This window comes from Marinobacterium rhizophilum (genome assembly GCF_024397915.1).
Taxonomy (GTDB): domain Bacteria; phylum Pseudomonadota; class Gammaproteobacteria; order Pseudomonadales; family Balneatricaceae; genus Marinobacterium_A; species Marinobacterium_A rhizophilum_A.
This window is the reverse complement of sequence record NZ_CP073347.1, coordinates 3,710,958-3,726,017: the sequence shown is the minus strand read 5'-3', so window position 1 is coordinate 3,726,017 and position 15,060 is coordinate 3,710,958. Positions and strand designations below refer to the sequence as shown.

The window sequence follows — 15,060 nt, the reverse complement described above, 5'->3', positions numbered from 1 at the left end:
ACTCCCGGGAAACAAAGGCATATAGATGAGCAAAAGCCGCCTGTCATTTCTGGACCGCTACCTGACACTATGGATCTTTCTCGCCATGGCCACAGGCATTAGCCTGGGCAGCCTGTTCGAGGCGTTACCGGCCTGGCTGAACAGCCTGTCGGTCGGGTCGACCAATATTCCAATTGCCATTGGCCTGGTCCTGATGATGTACCCGCCCCTGGCCAAAGTCAGGTATGAAACCCTGCCCGAGGTCTTTAGGGACAAGCGCATTCTTGTACTGTCACTGATCCAGAACTGGGTCATAGGCCCGGTATTGATGTTTACCCTGGCCGCGCTGTTCCTGGCCGACAGGCCCGAGTACATGACCGGCCTGATCCTTATCGGGCTGGCGCGCTGCATCGCCATGGTACTGGTGTGGAATCAGATTGCCGGCGGCAACAACCAGTACGTCGCCGGGCTAGTCGCATTTAACAGCCTCTTCCAGATCCTGTTTTTCAGCCTCTACGCCTGGTTTTTCCTTGGCGTACTCCCGCCCCTGTTCGGGCTGCAAGGCAGTGTGATCGATGTCAGCTTCATCAGCATTGCCGAGTCGGTGCTGATCTACCTGGGCATTCCGTTCCTGGCCGGTTTTCTCACGCGCAAGGTGCTGATCGCACGCAAGGGCGACGCCTGGTACAACCAGCGCTTCATTCCCCGAATCAGCCCGTTGACCCTGGTCGCGCTGCTGCTGACCATTGTGGCGATGTTCAGCCTCCAGGGCACCCAGGTGCTGCAACTGCCGCTGGATGTGCTGCGTATCGCGCTGCCGCTGAGTATTTACTTCGTGGTGATGTTCCTTATCAGCTTCTGGATGGGAAAACAGCTGCAGGCGGATTACCCACGCACCACCGCGCTGGCCTTCACGGCGGCCAGCAACAACTTTGAACTGGCCATCGCGGTGGCCATTGCCACCTTCGGCCTTGCATCACCGGTGGCCTTCGCCACGGCCATTGGCCCGCTGGTTGAAGTGCCGGTACTGATTTCGCTGGTCGGCGTTGCCCTGTGGCTCAAACGCCGCTGGTTCGCCCGTCCCCAGAGCGCCCTCGCCCAGGAATTCACCCATGACTGAAAATACCACGCCCAACCTGGATGCCGACCTGGTAGACCTGCTCGCCTTCGAGGCGCCGGGCGGTCGACCTGCAGCGATGCACAAGCCCCGGATCCTGCTGCTCTATGGCTCGAACCGCGAGCGCTCCTTCAGCCGCCTGCTGACCGAGGAAGCCGCACGTCTGCTGGAGCATTTCGGCGCCCAGACGCGCATTTTCGACCCGTCCGGACTGCCGCTGCCGGACGATGCACCAGAAAATCACCCCAAGGTACGGGAGCTGCGAGAACTGATGCAGTGGTCGGAAGGCCAGGTCTGGTGCTCGCCGGAGCGCCACGGTTCGATGAGCGCGGTGTTCAAGGCCCAGATCGACTGGATTCCGCTGTCCATTGGCGCGGTGCGTCCGACCCAGGGCAAGACCCTGGCCGTGATGCAGGTCTGCGGCGGATCACAGTCCTTTAACGTGGTTAACCAGCTGCGTGTGCTGGGACGCTGGATGCGCATGTTCACCATTCCCAACCAGTCCTCCGTACCCAGGGCCTACCAGGAGTTCGATGAAGCTGGTCGCATGAAACCATCCCCGCTGTACGACCGTGTCGTGGACGTGATGGAAGAGCTGGTGAAGTTCACCCTGCTGCTGCGTGAGCGCTCCGATTACCTGGTGGACCGCTATTCCGAGCGCAAGGAGTCGGCGGAGAAACTGTCTGAACGTGTCACTCAACATTCAATTTGAAGGACTGACTCCGTGCATACACACCCGTACTCCGTATTGGACGCTGACCCGATCAGGGGCCAGCTCATCTTTACGCCCTGCCCTGGCACCCGGGAAACCTCACTGGATGATGCCCTGGATACCCTGAAGGCAGCCGGTGCATCCGCCCTGCTGACGCTGATGCCCGCCGAGGAACTGGCCCGCAACCAGGCTGAAAATTTGCCCGAACAGTGCAAACAGCGCGGCATCGAATGGTTCCATTTGCCAGTGGAAGACGACCAGGCACCTGCAGCGCCGTTCCAGCTGGCCTGGAAGGCCCACCGCCAACACATCAGGCAGCTTCTCATTGAAGGCAAGAACATTGCCATTCACTGCAAGGGCGGCTCGGGTCGCACCGGGCTGATTGCCGCCCAGCTGCTTATCGAGTGCGGCGTGCCACTCCAGCAGGCTATCGATAAAGTGCAGGCACTGCGCCCGCGCGCAATCCAGAGCACGGATCATGTCAACTACATCAGGCAGCTCGAGTTCACCGAGTTGTAAATAGCCACAACCAGCAGCCTGCCGGCCCTGGCCGGGCGAAACGAGACCATGTCCTTTGAGCCGGGTGTTTGAACTCTTTTGAGACGAATAGAGGTTCTATTTAACAAAAAAGAGCACATCGACTGACTAAAATCGGTGCTTCCACCGCAGATCAGCGTTCAGTTCGACAGGCTGCTAACAGCGACAGGAGAAGATTATGAGCATCAAAGTCGGTATCAACGGTTTCGGTCGAATCGGGCGCCTTGCCCTGCGCGCTGCCTGGAACTGGCCCGAATTCGAGTTTGTACAGATCAACGACCCCGCCGGTGACGCGGCAACCCACGCCCACCTGGTCAACTTCGACTCGGTGCATGGTCGCTGGGACCGCGAAGCCTGCGCCCAGGGTGATCAGGTTGTTATTGACGGCAAGCCCATCAAGGTGACAGCCAACAAGACCATTGCCGACACCGACTGGTCCAGCTGCGATCTGGTGATCGACGCCAGCGGCAAGATGAAAACCGTCGCAATCCTGCAAGCCTACCTGGATCAGGGGGTAAAACGTGTTGTGGTATGCGCACCGGTGAAGGAAAAGGGCGCACTCAATGTGGTCATGGGCGTCAACCAGCACCTGTTCGACCCGGCACAGCATCGTATCGTGACGGCGGCCTCCTGCACCACCAACTGCCTGGCACCGGTGGTCAAGGTCATTCATGAGAACCTGGGCATCAGCCATGGTTCGATCACCACGATTCACGACCTGACCAACACCCAGAGCATTCTGGACCAGCCGCACAAGGACCTGCGTCGAGCCCGGGCCTCGGGCATGAGCCTGATCCCGACAACCACCGGTTCGGCCACGGCCATTGCCGAAATATTCCCGGAACTTCGCGGCAAACTGAATGGCCATGCCGTGCGTATCCCGCTGGCCAACGCCTCGCTGACCGACTGCGTGTTCGAGGTCAATCGCGCCACCAGCGCCGAGGAAGTCAATGCACTGTTTAAAGCCGCCGCCGCCGGCCCGCTGCAAAACATCCTCGGTTACGAAGAACGTCCTCTTGTATCCATCGACTACCGTACCGACCCGCGCTCCTCGATTGTCGATGCGCTCTCGACCATGGTGGTCAATGACACCCAGGTGAAGATCTACGCCTGGTACGACAACGAATGGGGATATGCCAACCGGGCGGTCGAGCTGGCCAGACTGGTCGGCCTGGCCCAGTAACAGGACGCACTGATGAGAACCTTGGCAGGCCTTTCCCCGGCAGTACGCCAGTACCTGGTAGTGACCGGCAATTACTGGGCGTTTACCCTTACCGATGGCGCGCTGCGCATGCTGGTGGTGCTGCACTTCCACACGCTGGGCTACACGCCGCTGCAAATTGCTGCGCTATTCCTCTTCTACGAGATATTTGGTGTCATCACCAACCTGGTAGGGGGCTACCTTGGCGCGCGCCTGGGCCTGAACCGCACCATGAACATTGGCCTGGGCCTGCAGGTAGCGGCCCTGCTGATGCTGACGGTACCCGCAGCCTGGCTGACGATACCCTGGGTCATGGCGGCACAGGCGGTTTCGGGCATCGCCAAGGATCTCAACAAGATGAGCGCCAAGAGCTCGATCAAGCTGCTGGTGCCTGGCCACCAGCAAGGGACGCTGTACCAGTGGGTGGCCATTCTTACCGGCTCAAAGAACGCGCTCAAGGGTGTCGGTTTCTTCCTGGGCGGTGCGCTGCTGGCCCTGCTCGGGTTTGCCGGCGCCGTTCTGGCGATGGCATGCGCCCTGGCACTCATCTGGCTGGCGAGCCTGCTGCTGCTGAAAAAGGACCTGGGCCGTGCCACGGCAAAACCCCGGTTCCGCGATATTCTCTCCAAAAGCCGGGCGATCAATATTCTCTCGGCGGCGCGGATGTTCCTCTTCGGAGCCCGTGATGTGTGGTTCGTGGTCGCACTGCCGGTCTACCTCAGCACAGTGCTGGGCTGGGATTTCTGGCTGGTCGGTGGCTTTCTGGCAGCCTGGGTCATCGGCTACGGTATCGTGCAGTCCTTGGCACCGCACCTGACCGGCAAGCGGCGTGGCCAGGTCCCGGATGGTCGCGCCGCCGCTGTCTGGGCGGGACTGCTGGCAGGCCTGCCTGCGGCCATCGCCATCGGCCTGTCGACGGGCGGATCGCCAGAGGTAGTCCTGCTCGGCGGTCTGATGGTCTTCGGGGCGCTGTTCGCGGTGAACTCTTCGCTGCACAGCTACCTGATTGTCTCCTATGCCAAGGAAGACGGCGTGTCGCTGGATGTGGGTTTCTACTACATGTCCAATGCGCTGGGACGGCTGCTGGGCACCGTTTTGTCAGGATGGGTGTATCAGGCCCACGGGCTTGAAGCCTGCCTGTGGGTTTCCACGGCCTTCGTCCTGCTGGCGGCGCTGATTTCCATCGCCTTGCCCCGACACGCCCAGGCGAGCTGACATCGCCGCAACAGCACGGTCACAACAGGCGGTCACTGGCCAGCCGGCGTCTATAGGGGGATGGGCAGCAACCCTCGTTACACCGCTGGCGGGTTCCCCCAGCCTCTGTTTTTGTTCAGCACCCTGTGCAGCCCGCCCTGCCTCCCCGGATTCCTGCGTCTAAACTGCATTTATCGGATTCCGCCCCTGCACCCCGGCTGCCTGTTGCAGCGCTGCCGGCAGCCTCATCGCTGCATCACCCAGGCTGCCGCGCCCTTGTCACCGCTGTACCGACAAGCCAAAGACGACCGCAGGGTTCGAGTCCCGACTCAGACTGGAGGAGGCGGCATGAAATACACCAAGATTGCGGCTCTGCTGCTCGCACCGATACTGGGGGTGGCGGTCTGGTTCTGGTTCCAGCTACCGGACTGGCTGTCCAGCAACAGTCGCTACAGGGACATGCCGACCGTCGTGGGCATGGCGCCCAGGCCTCGAACGCCGTTACCCAGCTACAGCGGGGTCCACCCGCGCGAATGGACGCGCCCGCGGGACCCTTTCCCATACCCCATCCAGCCCGGGCAGGTCGGCCCCCACGAACCGGTCTATGCCGGCCCGCTGCAATACCCCTTTGCCTGTGACGGCGAAGATTCCGGGCTGGGGCAGCCCCTGGTAGACAACCAGGAAGGCTTTGGCATCGAGATCTTTGCGCTCGACGAACAGGGCAGAAAAACCAGCCACCGGCTCGGTTATAGCCAGAATTGCCTGCACTCGACCCGCGTCAACTACTACTACAATCGCGTGGGCACCGACAGCTTCTACCCGCTGGAACAGGCCAATGGCGATATTGCCCGCATCCGCATCAATGGCCAGGAAATCGACTTTGTCGTGCGCAGTGAAGCGGGCACCATCAACCGCTTTATCTACAATATTACGACCCTGCGCGGCCCGAATGACCGCCCCGAAGCACCCGACATGCAGTACTGGAACCGGCAGCTGATTTACCAATTTCGCGGCGGCGTGGGCATCGGCTATCGCCAGGGACGCCTGCGGGATACCGACCTGCCCGAGCGGCGTATAGAGCAGCTGCGCGAAGGCTATGCCATCGCCTATTCCAGCGGCAACCAGACCTCCAACCACTACAACATCTGGCTGGCCGAAGAAACCGCCGCACGCGTCAAGCGCCAGTTCCTGGCTCAATACGGCACACCGGAGTTTACCCTGGGGATCGGCGGCTCCGGCGGCGCCATCCAGCAATACCTCATCGGCCAGAACGGCACGGGGCTGCTGGATGCCGGCATCGCGCTCTATGCCTACCCGGACATGCTCACCCAGACCATCTATGCCTTTGACTGCGAACTGCTGGAATACTACTTCGACCAAACCGCACGCAAGACCTGGAGCTGGCCGGCGCGACGCAAGGTCGCGGGGCTGAACAGCCGCGACGGCGTGCATGACAACCGCACCTGGCTGTATGAGCTGGCGATGATCATCCGTGGCCGGGCACCCCACTGGCCACTGGGCGCCAGCGAATGCAGCCTGGCGTGGCGTGGCCTGACACCGCTGGTCAACAACCCCCGCTTCATTCACTTCGAGCCACGCTTTAGCCCCGACGTCAGCCGCCAGGTGCACTGGTCCCACTGGGAGGAGTTGCGCCATATTTATGGTGCCGATGAAAATGGCTACGCCCGCCAGACCTGGGACAACGTGGGTGTACAGTACGGCCTGCAGGCGCTGCGCGACGGCCAGCTCAGCGTCGATACCTTCGTGCATCTGAACGCCAATATCGGCGGCTGGAAGCCACCAACCGAGATGCGCCAGGAGCGCTTCTGGCACCTGAACGGCGATGACGACCTGCTGGCATTCAGCCCCTGGAGTCATCACAACATGCAGCTGTCACCCGATGCCGGCTACACCCCGGCGCCGCGCAGCGCAGGCGACACCGCCGCCATCCAGGCCGCGGTACAGGCCGGACTGGTCTTTACCGGCGAGCTGCCCATTCCGGTGATAGATCTGCGCCACTACCTGGAACCGGCACTGGACATGCACCATGCCAGCGCCGCCTTCAGTACCCGCATGCGACTGCAGCAGCGGGGCTATGACGATAATCAGCTGATCTGGGTCACCGCAAAACCCCACAACCCCGTGCCCCAGGCGCTGGATACACTGCTGCAGTGGCTGCGCGCGGGTAAGCGCCCACAAACCGCACAGGACAGCTGTTTCAAGGCTGACGGCACGCTGCTGGCCGCGGGAGATAAGGTGTGGGACGGTCGCTGGAATGGCAAGACAGCGGGTGCCTGCATGCAGCAGTACCCGATCTATGGAACGCCGCGCTCGGTAGCGGGCGAGGATCTGCGGGGAGACCTGTTCAAATGCAGCCTGATCAGCGTCGATGAGGCACTTAAGCGGGGGCTCTATGCCCCCATCGACATGCTGCCACACCAGGCCCGGCTGCAGCGCATCTTCCCGGACGGGGTCTGCGACTACAGCGTTCCGGGCCTCGGTCAGCGCAGGGAAGCCAAGTCGGACGATGCGGTTGGCGGCTAGGCGACGGCGATGGCGCCCTTGCCAACACCTTCAAACGCGCGCACCAGCACGGCATTGCCGGGGTGTTCCTGCTTGATGGCGCCAGCCAGGTGCTGTGCAATCTGTTCAACCGTCGTTTCGGTATCGATATCGTAGCAATACTGTGCCGGTAGCTTGAGTTCAAACTCGCCCTGGGGTGCGTCGTAGCGATAGTGATGCAGCCCGTCCGCTTCGCTGATCAGGTGCGACCTCGTGCCGATGTAGATATCGCGCAAACGCTCGCCCCACTCGGCCTCCAGCCCTTCTTCGCGCTGATCATCGAGATAGATCTCGATCTTAGAGCGATGGCCGTGGGCAATGCGCTGGCAGTTGCCATCGTGCTGATGCAGGCCGTGACTGTAATGATAGAAAGCACCCTCGATACGTTCGGGCACGAAGGTCAGCTCCAGCCCCTGTACTTCATCGGGAAAGAGCGCCAGCACCTGCTCCGTGCACCAGGCCGACAGGGTGTGGGGATTGATATCCGGCTCGCCCACCAGCGTAATGGCCTGCTGCGGCGAACGGCAGTAGAAGTGCTGGCCGTCGGGATAGAGCCAGTCAACCTGGGTTTCGCCGTTGTGCTCGCGATGCTGCAGGCGCGGCAAGCCGGTCGCCACCAGCAGCGCATGGTCAATATGCTTGTCCATCCAGGCCTTGACCGCCTTCTTGACGATACCAAAGTCGCAGATCATGCCCTCGTCGTTGAGCCGGCCATCCAGCACCAGCTGCACCAGCCAGGACTCCCCCAGCAATCCGCGCTGCGGGTGAAGGTAGGAGAAATCGACGTTGGTAAGGTTATCGACAAACAGTTTCACATGAGTTCCATAGAGGTCTTGGGCAGGGCGCCATTTTAGCCCAAGCGCCGGCGCATTTCATGTTTTGTACACAATTTCGGGCCGACAAAATCCCCCGGGGCTCAGGTATACTAGCCGCATTTACACGGCACTCAGGGCAGCTATGAGACTGGACAAGTATCTATCCCAGGCAACAGGGATTTCACGCAAGGAAATACACCGCATCATGCACCGCGGTGATGTCAGCCTTAACGGCAGCGAAGCTGTGAATCCCGCCCAGCATATTGAACCTGGGGTCGACAGCGTCTGCCTCAATGACCAGCCTGTCGGCGCCCCCGGGCCACGCTACCTGATGCTGTACAAGCCCGAAGGCTATGTCAGCGCCAGCGACGACCCCAGCCACCCGACGGTCAACAGCCTGGTGGATCTCCCCCGCAACGATGAACTGCACTGCTGTGGTCGCCTCGACATCGATGCCACCGGGCTGATGCTGCTCACCGACGATGGCAAGTGGTCCCATCGCATCACCTCGCCGCGCCACAAACTGCCCAAGCGCTACCGGGTCGAAACTGCCGATCCGATTGACGCCTCGGCGGTACAGGCCTTCCAGGAAGGTATCAAGCTGCATGGCGAACACAAGCTGACCAAGCCGGCCGAACTCGATATCCTGGCGCCCCATGAAGCCCTCGTTTACCTGACCGAAGGTCGCTACCACCAGGTCAAGCGCATGTTCGCGGCGCTCGGCAACAAGGTCACGGCACTGCATCGCGAGCAGATCGGCCCCATCAGCCTGGACCCGCAACTCGCACCCGGCGAATACCGTGCCCTCACGGACGCAGAGGTTGCCAGCATCCTGCCATGATCGATCCGGCCTTCAACCTGTTGCTGCCCCATATACAGGGCGCTCCACCGCAGAGCCTCTGGCTGGCAGACGAGAACCTGCTCGGTGCCCAACTGGCACCGCGCAGTAATATCCGCATGATTGCCAACCGCCTCGACCTGGTGCAGGCCGCGCGCGCACGCGGCTGGCAGGCCGACTGGTCCGACTTTGACCTGAGCGCCATCCCCGCAGGCTCCATTGCCCGGGTGATCTACCGTGTATCCAAGGAAAAACCGCTGGTCCACCACAACATCAACCAGGCGCTGCGGGTACTCAGAACCGGCGGTGAGCTGATGCTCAGCGGCGACAAGGGTGAGGGCATCAAGGGCTACCTCGAGCGCACCCGCACGCTGTTTGCCGGCCAGGGCGACTTCGAGAAAGCCAGTGCCAACTGCTGGCTTGGCGTCTTCACCCGGCCGGAACAGCCCGGCCTGACGCTGGATGACAAAAATTACGCGCAGCTGCGTGAGGCCTGTGCGGATACGCAATTCCAGTACTGGAGCAAGCCAGGCGTGTTTGGCTGGGACAAGATCGACAAGGGCAGTGCCTTTCTGATCGAGCACCTCGACACCTTTGTAACAGAACTGCCAGCACCGCCCGCACGCATTCTGGACCTGGGTTGCGGTTATGGCTACCTGTCGCTCCAGGCGGCTCGCCTGGGCGCACCGGTGACCGCGACCGACAACAATGCCGCGGCCATCGCCGCCTGCGAACGCAATTTCGCCGCACACGGCATTCGCGGCGAGGTTATTCCCGCCAGTTGCGGCGATGGCATTGACGGGCCCTTCGAGCTGATCCTGTGCAACCCGCCCTTCCATGCCGGCTTCAGCGTCGAGGACGACCTGACAGAACGCTTTCTGAGCGCCGCCGCGCGCCTGCTTGCCCGCAACGGCATTGCCGCCTTCGTGGTGAACCGACAAATCATGCTGGAACGCCGCGCCGCCTCGCGTTTCGCACGCATCCAGACCCTGGCCGAAAACCGCAGCTTCAAGCTGGTGTTGCTGGCCGGAGCCAAAACAGGAGCCTGATCCACCGCCATGACTTTTGAATATATCCGCCAGAGCCTGTTTTTCTTTCGCAGGCACTTCGGCACCATCGCCCGCATACAGCTGCCTTTTATTATCGGCCTCAACCTGCTCGGCCTGCTGCTGGAATCCGGCATCGAAGCCGACAGCAGCCAGATGCATACCGGCACCGGCCTGCTGATGCTGCTCAACCTCACCCTGCTGCCCGTCTACTGGGGCGCCACCATCCTGTTTCTGCAGTCCGCGGTCGACAGCCGCCCGCTGAGCGCCTTCCAGGCCGTGGCCCTGAGCCTGAAATACTGGCGGCGCCTGCTGATTACCTACCTTCTGAGCGGTTTCGCCGTCACCCTGGGGCTGATGCTGCTGATCGTGCCCGGTATCTACGTGGGTGTGCGCCTGGTGTTCGCCGACTACATCTGCCTGCTCGAGGACAAAAAGCCGGTCGCCTCGCTACGCCAGAGCTGGGGTGAGTCCGAGGCCTACTTCGGGTTGCTGCTCAAAGGCCTGCTGATCATTTTTGGCGGTCTTTTCCTGATCGAGGCGCCGATACTGCTGCTGGCCGAGAAAGCCGGTTTCAGCAACCCCACCTTCGAGGGCCTGCTCAGCGTCGCCTTTGACCTGATGGGCACCCTGGTGACCATTTACGGCTTTCGCATCTACTCGCTGATGCGCAGCGAAAGCACTCCGGCCTGAGCGTAGCGTCCCCGCTCTTCGGCTTAGGCATCCTATCTCCTGCATCCCTGCAGTCGTGCGCAAGCGCCCGCGGCATACGACCGCCATGGATGGCGGGAATGCAGAAAACGCAGGAGCAGTTTTCTGTCGTACATCCTGTACATAAAAAAAACCCGCCATCAGAGGCGGGTTTTTTGTTTAGCCGGTCAGGCTCAGGAAGCGGACTCGTCTGCCACCATGTCGCGCATCGACAGCTTGATGCGGCCACGCACGTCGACGTCCAGGACCTTGACCTTGACGACATCGTCCATGTTCACGTAATCGGTGACTTTCTCGACGCGCTTGTCAGCGATCTGAGAGATGTGCACCAGGCCATCCTTGCCTGGCAGGATGTTGATGAAGGCACCGAAGTCTTCGATACGCACTACCTTGCCTTCGTAGATCTTGCCCACTTCAGCTTCGGCGGTAATCGCCTGGACGCGTTCGATCGCGGCTTTCGCTGCGGTCTTGTTGTCGGCGTAGATGCGCACGGTGCCGTTGTCGTCGATGTCGATCATGGCGCCGGTTTCTTCGGTCAGCGCACGGATGGTGGCGCCGCCCTTGCCGATCAGGTCACGGATTTTCTCCGGGTTGATCTTCAGCTGCGTCATGGCCGGTGCGTTGTCCGGCAGTTCCGGACGGGCATAACCGATGACCTTGGCCATCTCGCCGAGGATGTGCTTGCGCGCTTCGCAGGCCTGCTCCAGGGCGATTTCCATGATCTCTTCGTTGATACCGGTGATCTTGATATCCATCTGCAGCGCGGTAACGCCTGCATCGGTACCGGCCACCTTGAAGTCCATGTCGCCCAGGTGATCTTCGTCACCCAGGATGTCGGTCAGAACGGCAAAGCGATCGCCTTCCTTGACCAGACCCATGGCGATACCGGCAACCGGCGCTTTCAGCGGTACGCCCGCATCCATCATGGACAGGGACGCGCCACAGACAGACGCCATGGAGCTGGAACCGTTGGATTCGGTGATCTCGGACACGATACGGATGGTGTACGGGAATTCGTCCTGGGTCGGCAGTACGGCAGCAACACCGCGACGTGCCAGACGACCATGACCGATTTCACGACGGCCTGCGCCCATCATGCGACCGGCTTCACCCACGGAGTACGGGGGGAAGTTGTAGTGCAGCATGAAGGGGTCTTTGCGTTCGCCTTCGATGGCATCGATCATCTGCTGATCGCGGCTGGTACCCAGGGTACAGGTAACCATGGCCTGGGTTTCACCGCGGGTGAACAGGGATGAACCGTGTGCGCCCTGCAGGGTGTTGATCTGTACGTCGATCGCACGCACGGTCTTGTTGTCACGACCGTCGATACGCGGCTGGCTTTCAATAATGCGGTTACGCACGATTTCCTTTTCCAGCGAGCTGAAGATGCCACCGATGGCACGGGCATTCGGCTGACCTTCTTCGGTACCGGCCAGGGCTTCAACGGCCTGGTTGCGCAGGTCGCCCAGGGCGTTCTGGCGCTGAACCTTGTCGGCAACCTGGTAGGCGGCGGCAATGCCTTCGCCAACCAGGCCACGCACCTGGGCGATCAGGGCTTCGTCTTTCTGCGGTGCCTGCCAGTCCCACTTCGGCTTGCCGGCTTCGGCAACCAGTTCGTTGATGGCGCTGATGGCAACCTGCATTTCCTGGTGTGCGAACAGTACCGCACCCAGCATTTCGTCTTCGGACAGTTCCTGCGCCTGGGACTCAACCATCAGTACCGCATCCGCAGTACCGGCCACAACCATGTCCAGCTCGGAGGTAGCCAGCTGTTCGTAGTTCGGGTTCAGGATGTAACCGGCCGCTTCGGTGAAGCCGACACGGGCGCCACCGATCGGGCCCTGGAACGGCAGACCGGAAATGGCCAGCGCGGCAGAGGTGCCGATCATCGCAGCGATATCAGGATCGTTGATCTTGTCAGCGGACATGACGGTACAGATCACCTGTACTTCGTTCATGTAGCCCTTGGGGAACAGCGGGCGGATCGGACGGTCGATCAGACGCGAGGTCAGGGTTTCTTTCTCGGTCGGACGCGCTTCACGCTTGAAGAAACCACCGGGAATACGGCCAACAGCGTAGTATTTTTCCTGGTAGTGCACGGACAGCGGGAAGAAGTCCTGGCCTTCGCGCTGGCTCTTGGCGCCAACAACGGTGCACAGAACCTGTACGCCACCCATGGTGACCATAACGGCACCGGTCGCCTGGCGCGCTACGCGGCCGGTTTCCAGCGTGACCTGCTGGCCACCGAATTCGAATGTCTTGGTTGTTACCTGAAACATAGATTACCTCATGTATTCGAAGAATCGTCCCCTGTACCACACCGTCGCATTCAGTCCTTCGTTAAAAGCCAGTACTCAGTTGCACTCTGCTCCAAAGCGCAATTGAGTACGGGCGGGATGAACAGTCTGGAATGATATCAGGGCCTTTGTCACAGCCACCGAAAGCGGCTGCCTGCATCCTTGCTTACCGAAGAGTCCCCCGGTAATGCTTATCCGGATAAATACTCTTACCCGGATAAAACTGAGGCCATACATTGTATGGCCTCAGCAACATCAACTTAGCGGCGCAGACCGAGGCGCGCGATCAGCTTCAGGTAACGATCAGCATCTTTCTTCTTCAGGTAGTCCAGCAGCTTGCGACGCTGGTTTACCATGCGAATCAGACCACGACGGGAGTGGTGATCGTGCTTGTGTGCCTTGAAGTGATCCTGCAGACCCTGGATGTTGAAAGACAGCAGGGCAACCTGAACTTCAGGGGAACCTGTATCGCCTTCAGCGCGGGCGAAGTCTTTAACGATCTCTGCTTTTTTCTCTACAGCTAATGCCATTGTGTCCAGCTCCAATATTAATATGCGTGCGGCTAATGCCGCCTGTTAGGAAGAAACGATGCACCGAGCATATTATCAGTACAACGCCAATCATCTTGCCCGCCACTCAGGGAGCGACAACCCGGGCTATCGATAACCGTTTCAGCCCGTCGCCAGCAAGCGGCGGGGGCGCAGAACGCGGTCATCCGATATTTCGGCGATTCCCAGAAAGACTCCGGTCTCGCCTGCAATCAGTTTAATCAGCTCTGCCGGAGCCTGCTCCGGCAAGGCCAGACGCTGCCCCATCAGGATGCGTTGCGTCTGGGCGCCGTCCAGCGTCAGGGAAGGGATATCCTCCAGGGCGCTGGTGACCGGCAATAATAGCGTATCAAGCCTCGCTTGTATGCCCTTTTCCCCGCCATCCTGCGGCAGTTCAGCGGCCATGTCCTGCAGGGCATCGAGCGTAATCATCTGCTCGGCCTTGTAGGGTCCGGCATCAAGGCGGCGCAGCTGCTGCACATGAGCACCGCAGCCGAGCAAAAGCCCCAGATCTTCCACGATCGAGCGAATATAGGTGCCTTTGGAGCACCGAATATCCAGCTCGATTTCGTCTTCGCGCAGGGCGGTCAGACGACAGTGAAAGATGGTGACGCGCCGCGGTTTGACTTCAACCTGGATGCCCTTGCGAGCCAGCTTGTAGAGCGGCTGACCGTTGTGCTTGAGCGCCGAGAACATGGACGGCACCTGCTCGATTTCCCCCGAGAAGTGCTGTTCCAGCAACCCAAGAATATGGGCCTTGTCCAGTGCCGGTACCGGACGGGTTTCCACCACCTCGCCATCGGCGTCGCTGGAATCCGTGCGGATACCCAGCTTGGCGGTGGTCAGGTAGCGCTTGTCGGCATCCAGCAGGAACTGGGAAAACTTGGTGGCTTCACCGAAAGCGATCGGCAGCATGCCGGTCGCCAGAGGGTCCAGCGCACCGGTATGGCCGGCCTTGGCCGCGCCATACAGACGCTTGACCCGCTGCAGTACGCCATTGGAGGTAATCCCGGCGGGCTTGTCGAGCAATAGGATGCCGTCCAGCGCCCGACCGCGGCGTTTTCTGCCCTCGGTCATGCCTTATTCCTCGTCCGCTTTGTCCGCCGAATCATCGGCAGGTTCGGCACCGGGTTCCGGCTGGTTCACCTGGGTAATCAGGCTGTGCAGACGGCGACCACGGTCGACGGATTCATCAAAGTGGAACCGCAGTTGCGGCATGACGCGCAGCTTGATGCCGCGCGCCAGCTCGTGACGCAGGAAGCCCGCTGCCTTGTTAAGCACAGACAGCGATTCCTTTACCGTCTGGTCTTCATCGGTCTGTTCACCGAAAGCCATGACAGTGACATAGACGTCGGCGTAACCGAGGTCCTTGGCCACCTTCACATAGCTGACGGTCACCATGCCGACGCGCGGATCCTTGATCTGTCGCTGGATCAGCTGGGCCAGATCCTTCTGGATCTGGTCCGCGACCCGCTGAGTTCGAGTAAATTCTCGTGCCATGGC

14 protein-coding genes are annotated in these 15,060 nt (G+C 60.8%); 9 read left to right on the top strand and 5 right to left on the bottom strand.

Features of this window, described 5'->3' with window-relative positions; translation table 11 throughout:
• Positions 1 to 25: 25 nt before the first annotated feature.
• The 6 genes from arsB to KDW95_RS16705 all read left to right on the top strand — a co-directional run bounded on the left by arsB (position 26) and on the right by KDW95_RS16705 (position 7,284).
• A complete protein-coding gene (gene arsB, locus KDW95_RS16730) occupies positions 26 to 1,099 on the top strand; it encodes an ACR3 family arsenite efflux transporter (protein ID WP_255852949.1) in 1,074 nt (357 codons plus the stop codon).
• Complete coding sequence (arsH, locus tag KDW95_RS16725) at positions 1,092 to 1,808, top strand: arsenical resistance protein ArsH (protein WP_255852948.1); 717 nt, start codon at positions 1,092 to 1,094, stop codon at positions 1,806 to 1,808. Before arsB ends, arsH begins: the two co-directional genes overlap by 8 nt.
• Positions 1,809 to 1,820: 12 nt before the next feature.
• Positions 1,821 to 2,327 carry a cyclin-dependent kinase inhibitor 3 family protein gene (locus KDW95_RS16720; RefSeq protein WP_255852947.1) on the top strand — a complete coding sequence of 169 codons (507 nt, stop codon included), beginning with the start codon at positions 1,821 to 1,823 and terminating at the stop codon, positions 2,325 to 2,327.
• A 196-nt stretch (positions 2,328 to 2,523) separates the two neighbouring features.
• On the top strand, positions 2,524 to 3,528 hold the full coding sequence (locus KDW95_RS16715; RefSeq protein WP_255852946.1) for an ArsJ-associated glyceraldehyde-3-phosphate dehydrogenase: 1,005 nt from the start codon (positions 2,524 to 2,526) through the stop codon (positions 3,526 to 3,528).
• A gap of 12 nt (positions 3,529 to 3,540) precedes the next feature.
• Positions 3,541 to 4,761 carry an organoarsenical effux MFS transporter ArsJ gene (gene arsJ / locus KDW95_RS16710; protein ID WP_255852945.1) on the top strand — a complete coding sequence of 407 codons (1,221 nt, stop codon included), beginning with the start codon at positions 3,541 to 3,543 and terminating at the stop codon, positions 4,759 to 4,761.
• 327 nt (positions 4,762 to 5,088) lie between these two features.
• Positions 5,089 to 7,284 carry a DUF6351 family protein gene (locus KDW95_RS16705; protein WP_255852944.1) on the top strand — a complete coding sequence of 732 codons (2,196 nt, stop codon included), beginning with the start codon at positions 5,089 to 5,091 and terminating at the stop codon, positions 7,282 to 7,284.
• Here KDW95_RS16705 and KDW95_RS16700 read toward each other — a convergent pair.
• Complete coding sequence (locus tag KDW95_RS16700; RefSeq protein WP_255852943.1) at positions 7,281 to 8,117, bottom strand: 6-carboxytetrahydropterin synthase; 837 nt, start codon at positions 8,115 to 8,117, stop codon at positions 7,281 to 7,283. The genes KDW95_RS16705 and KDW95_RS16700 overlap by 4 nt on opposite strands.
• Positions 8,118 to 8,259: 142 nt before the next feature.
• Here KDW95_RS16700 and KDW95_RS16695 point away from each other — a divergent pair, with 142 nt between their 5' ends.
• From KDW95_RS16695 to KDW95_RS16685, 3 genes are read left to right on the top strand one after another with little or no spacing between them, the layout of a single operon-like run.
• Positions 8,260 to 8,958, top strand: a complete 699-nt coding sequence (locus tag KDW95_RS16695) for a pseudouridine synthase (protein ID WP_255852942.1) — start codon at positions 8,260 to 8,262, stop codon at positions 8,956 to 8,958.
• Positions 8,955 to 10,004: a methyltransferase gene (locus tag KDW95_RS16690; protein WP_255852941.1), complete on the top strand. Its 1,050-nt coding sequence runs from the start codon at positions 8,955 to 8,957 to the stop codon at positions 10,002 to 10,004. Before KDW95_RS16695 ends, KDW95_RS16690 begins: the two co-directional genes overlap by 4 nt.
• A 9-nt stretch (positions 10,005 to 10,013) precedes the next feature.
• Complete coding sequence (locus KDW95_RS16685) at positions 10,014 to 10,694, top strand: YciC family protein (protein WP_255852940.1); 681 nt, start codon at positions 10,014 to 10,016, stop codon at positions 10,692 to 10,694.
• Positions 10,695 to 10,885: 191 nt separating this feature from the next.
• Here KDW95_RS16685 and pnp read toward each other — a convergent pair whose 3' ends face one another.
• The 4 genes from pnp to rbfA form a co-directional block, all read right to left on the bottom strand.
• On the bottom strand, positions 10,886 to 12,991 hold the full coding sequence (gene pnp, locus KDW95_RS16680; RefSeq protein WP_255852939.1) for a polyribonucleotide nucleotidyltransferase: 2,106 nt from the start codon (positions 12,989 to 12,991) through the stop codon (positions 10,886 to 10,888).
• A 278-nt stretch (positions 12,992 to 13,269) separates the two neighbouring features.
• Entirely contained in the window at positions 13,270 to 13,539 is a 270-nt protein-coding gene (gene rpsO / locus KDW95_RS16675; protein WP_255852938.1) for a 30S ribosomal protein S15, read from the bottom strand.
• Between the two features lie 141 nt (positions 13,540 to 13,680).
• Complete coding sequence (truB, locus tag KDW95_RS16670; protein WP_255852937.1) at positions 13,681 to 14,634, bottom strand: tRNA pseudouridine(55) synthase TruB; 954 nt, start codon at positions 14,632 to 14,634, stop codon at positions 13,681 to 13,683.
• Positions 14,635 to 14,637: 3 nt separating this feature from the next.
• Positions 14,638 to 15,057 carry a 30S ribosome-binding factor RbfA gene (gene rbfA / locus KDW95_RS16665; RefSeq protein WP_255852936.1) on the bottom strand — a complete coding sequence of 140 codons (420 nt, stop codon included), beginning with the start codon at positions 15,055 to 15,057 and terminating at the stop codon, positions 14,638 to 14,640.
• Positions 15,058 to 15,060: the final 3 nt, after the last annotated feature.

What these genes read in the sequence shown, in the direction of transcription:
- rpsO (WP_255852938.1), bottom strand. Translation starts at nt 13,539, where the DNA reads ATGGCATTAGCTGTAGAGAAAAAAGCAGAGATCGTTAAAGACTTCGCC.
- arsH (WP_255852948.1), top strand. Translation starts at nt 1,092, where the DNA reads ATGACTGAAAATACCACGCCCAACCTGGATGCCGACCTGGTAGACCTG.
- truB (WP_255852937.1), bottom strand. Translation starts at nt 14,634, where the DNA reads ATGACCGAGGGCAGAAAACGCCGCGGTCGGGCGCTGGACGGCATCCTA.
- KDW95_RS16690 (WP_255852941.1), top strand. Translation starts at nt 8,955, where the DNA reads ATGATCGATCCGGCCTTCAACCTGTTGCTGCCCCATATACAGGGCGCT.
- arsB (WP_255852949.1), top strand. Translation starts at nt 26, where the DNA reads ATGAGCAAAAGCCGCCTGTCATTTCTGGACCGCTACCTGACACTATGG.
- arsJ (WP_255852945.1), top strand. Translation starts at nt 3,541, where the DNA reads ATGAGAACCTTGGCAGGCCTTTCCCCGGCAGTACGCCAGTACCTGGTA.
- KDW95_RS16685 (WP_255852940.1), top strand. Translation starts at nt 10,014, where the DNA reads ATGACTTTTGAATATATCCGCCAGAGCCTGTTTTTCTTTCGCAGGCAC.
- KDW95_RS16695 (WP_255852942.1), top strand. Translation starts at nt 8,260, where the DNA reads ATGAGACTGGACAAGTATCTATCCCAGGCAACAGGGATTTCACGCAAG.
- pnp (WP_255852939.1), bottom strand. Translation starts at nt 12,991, where the DNA reads ATGTTTCAGGTAACAACCAAGACATTCGAATTCGGTGGCCAGCAGGTC.
- KDW95_RS16705 (WP_255852944.1), top strand. Translation starts at nt 5,089, where the DNA reads ATGAAATACACCAAGATTGCGGCTCTGCTGCTCGCACCGATACTGGGG.
- KDW95_RS16715 (WP_255852946.1), top strand. Translation starts at nt 2,524, where the DNA reads ATGAGCATCAAAGTCGGTATCAACGGTTTCGGTCGAATCGGGCGCCTT.
- rbfA (WP_255852936.1), bottom strand. Translation starts at nt 15,057, where the DNA reads ATGGCACGAGAATTTACTCGAACTCAGCGGGTCGCGGACCAGATCCAG.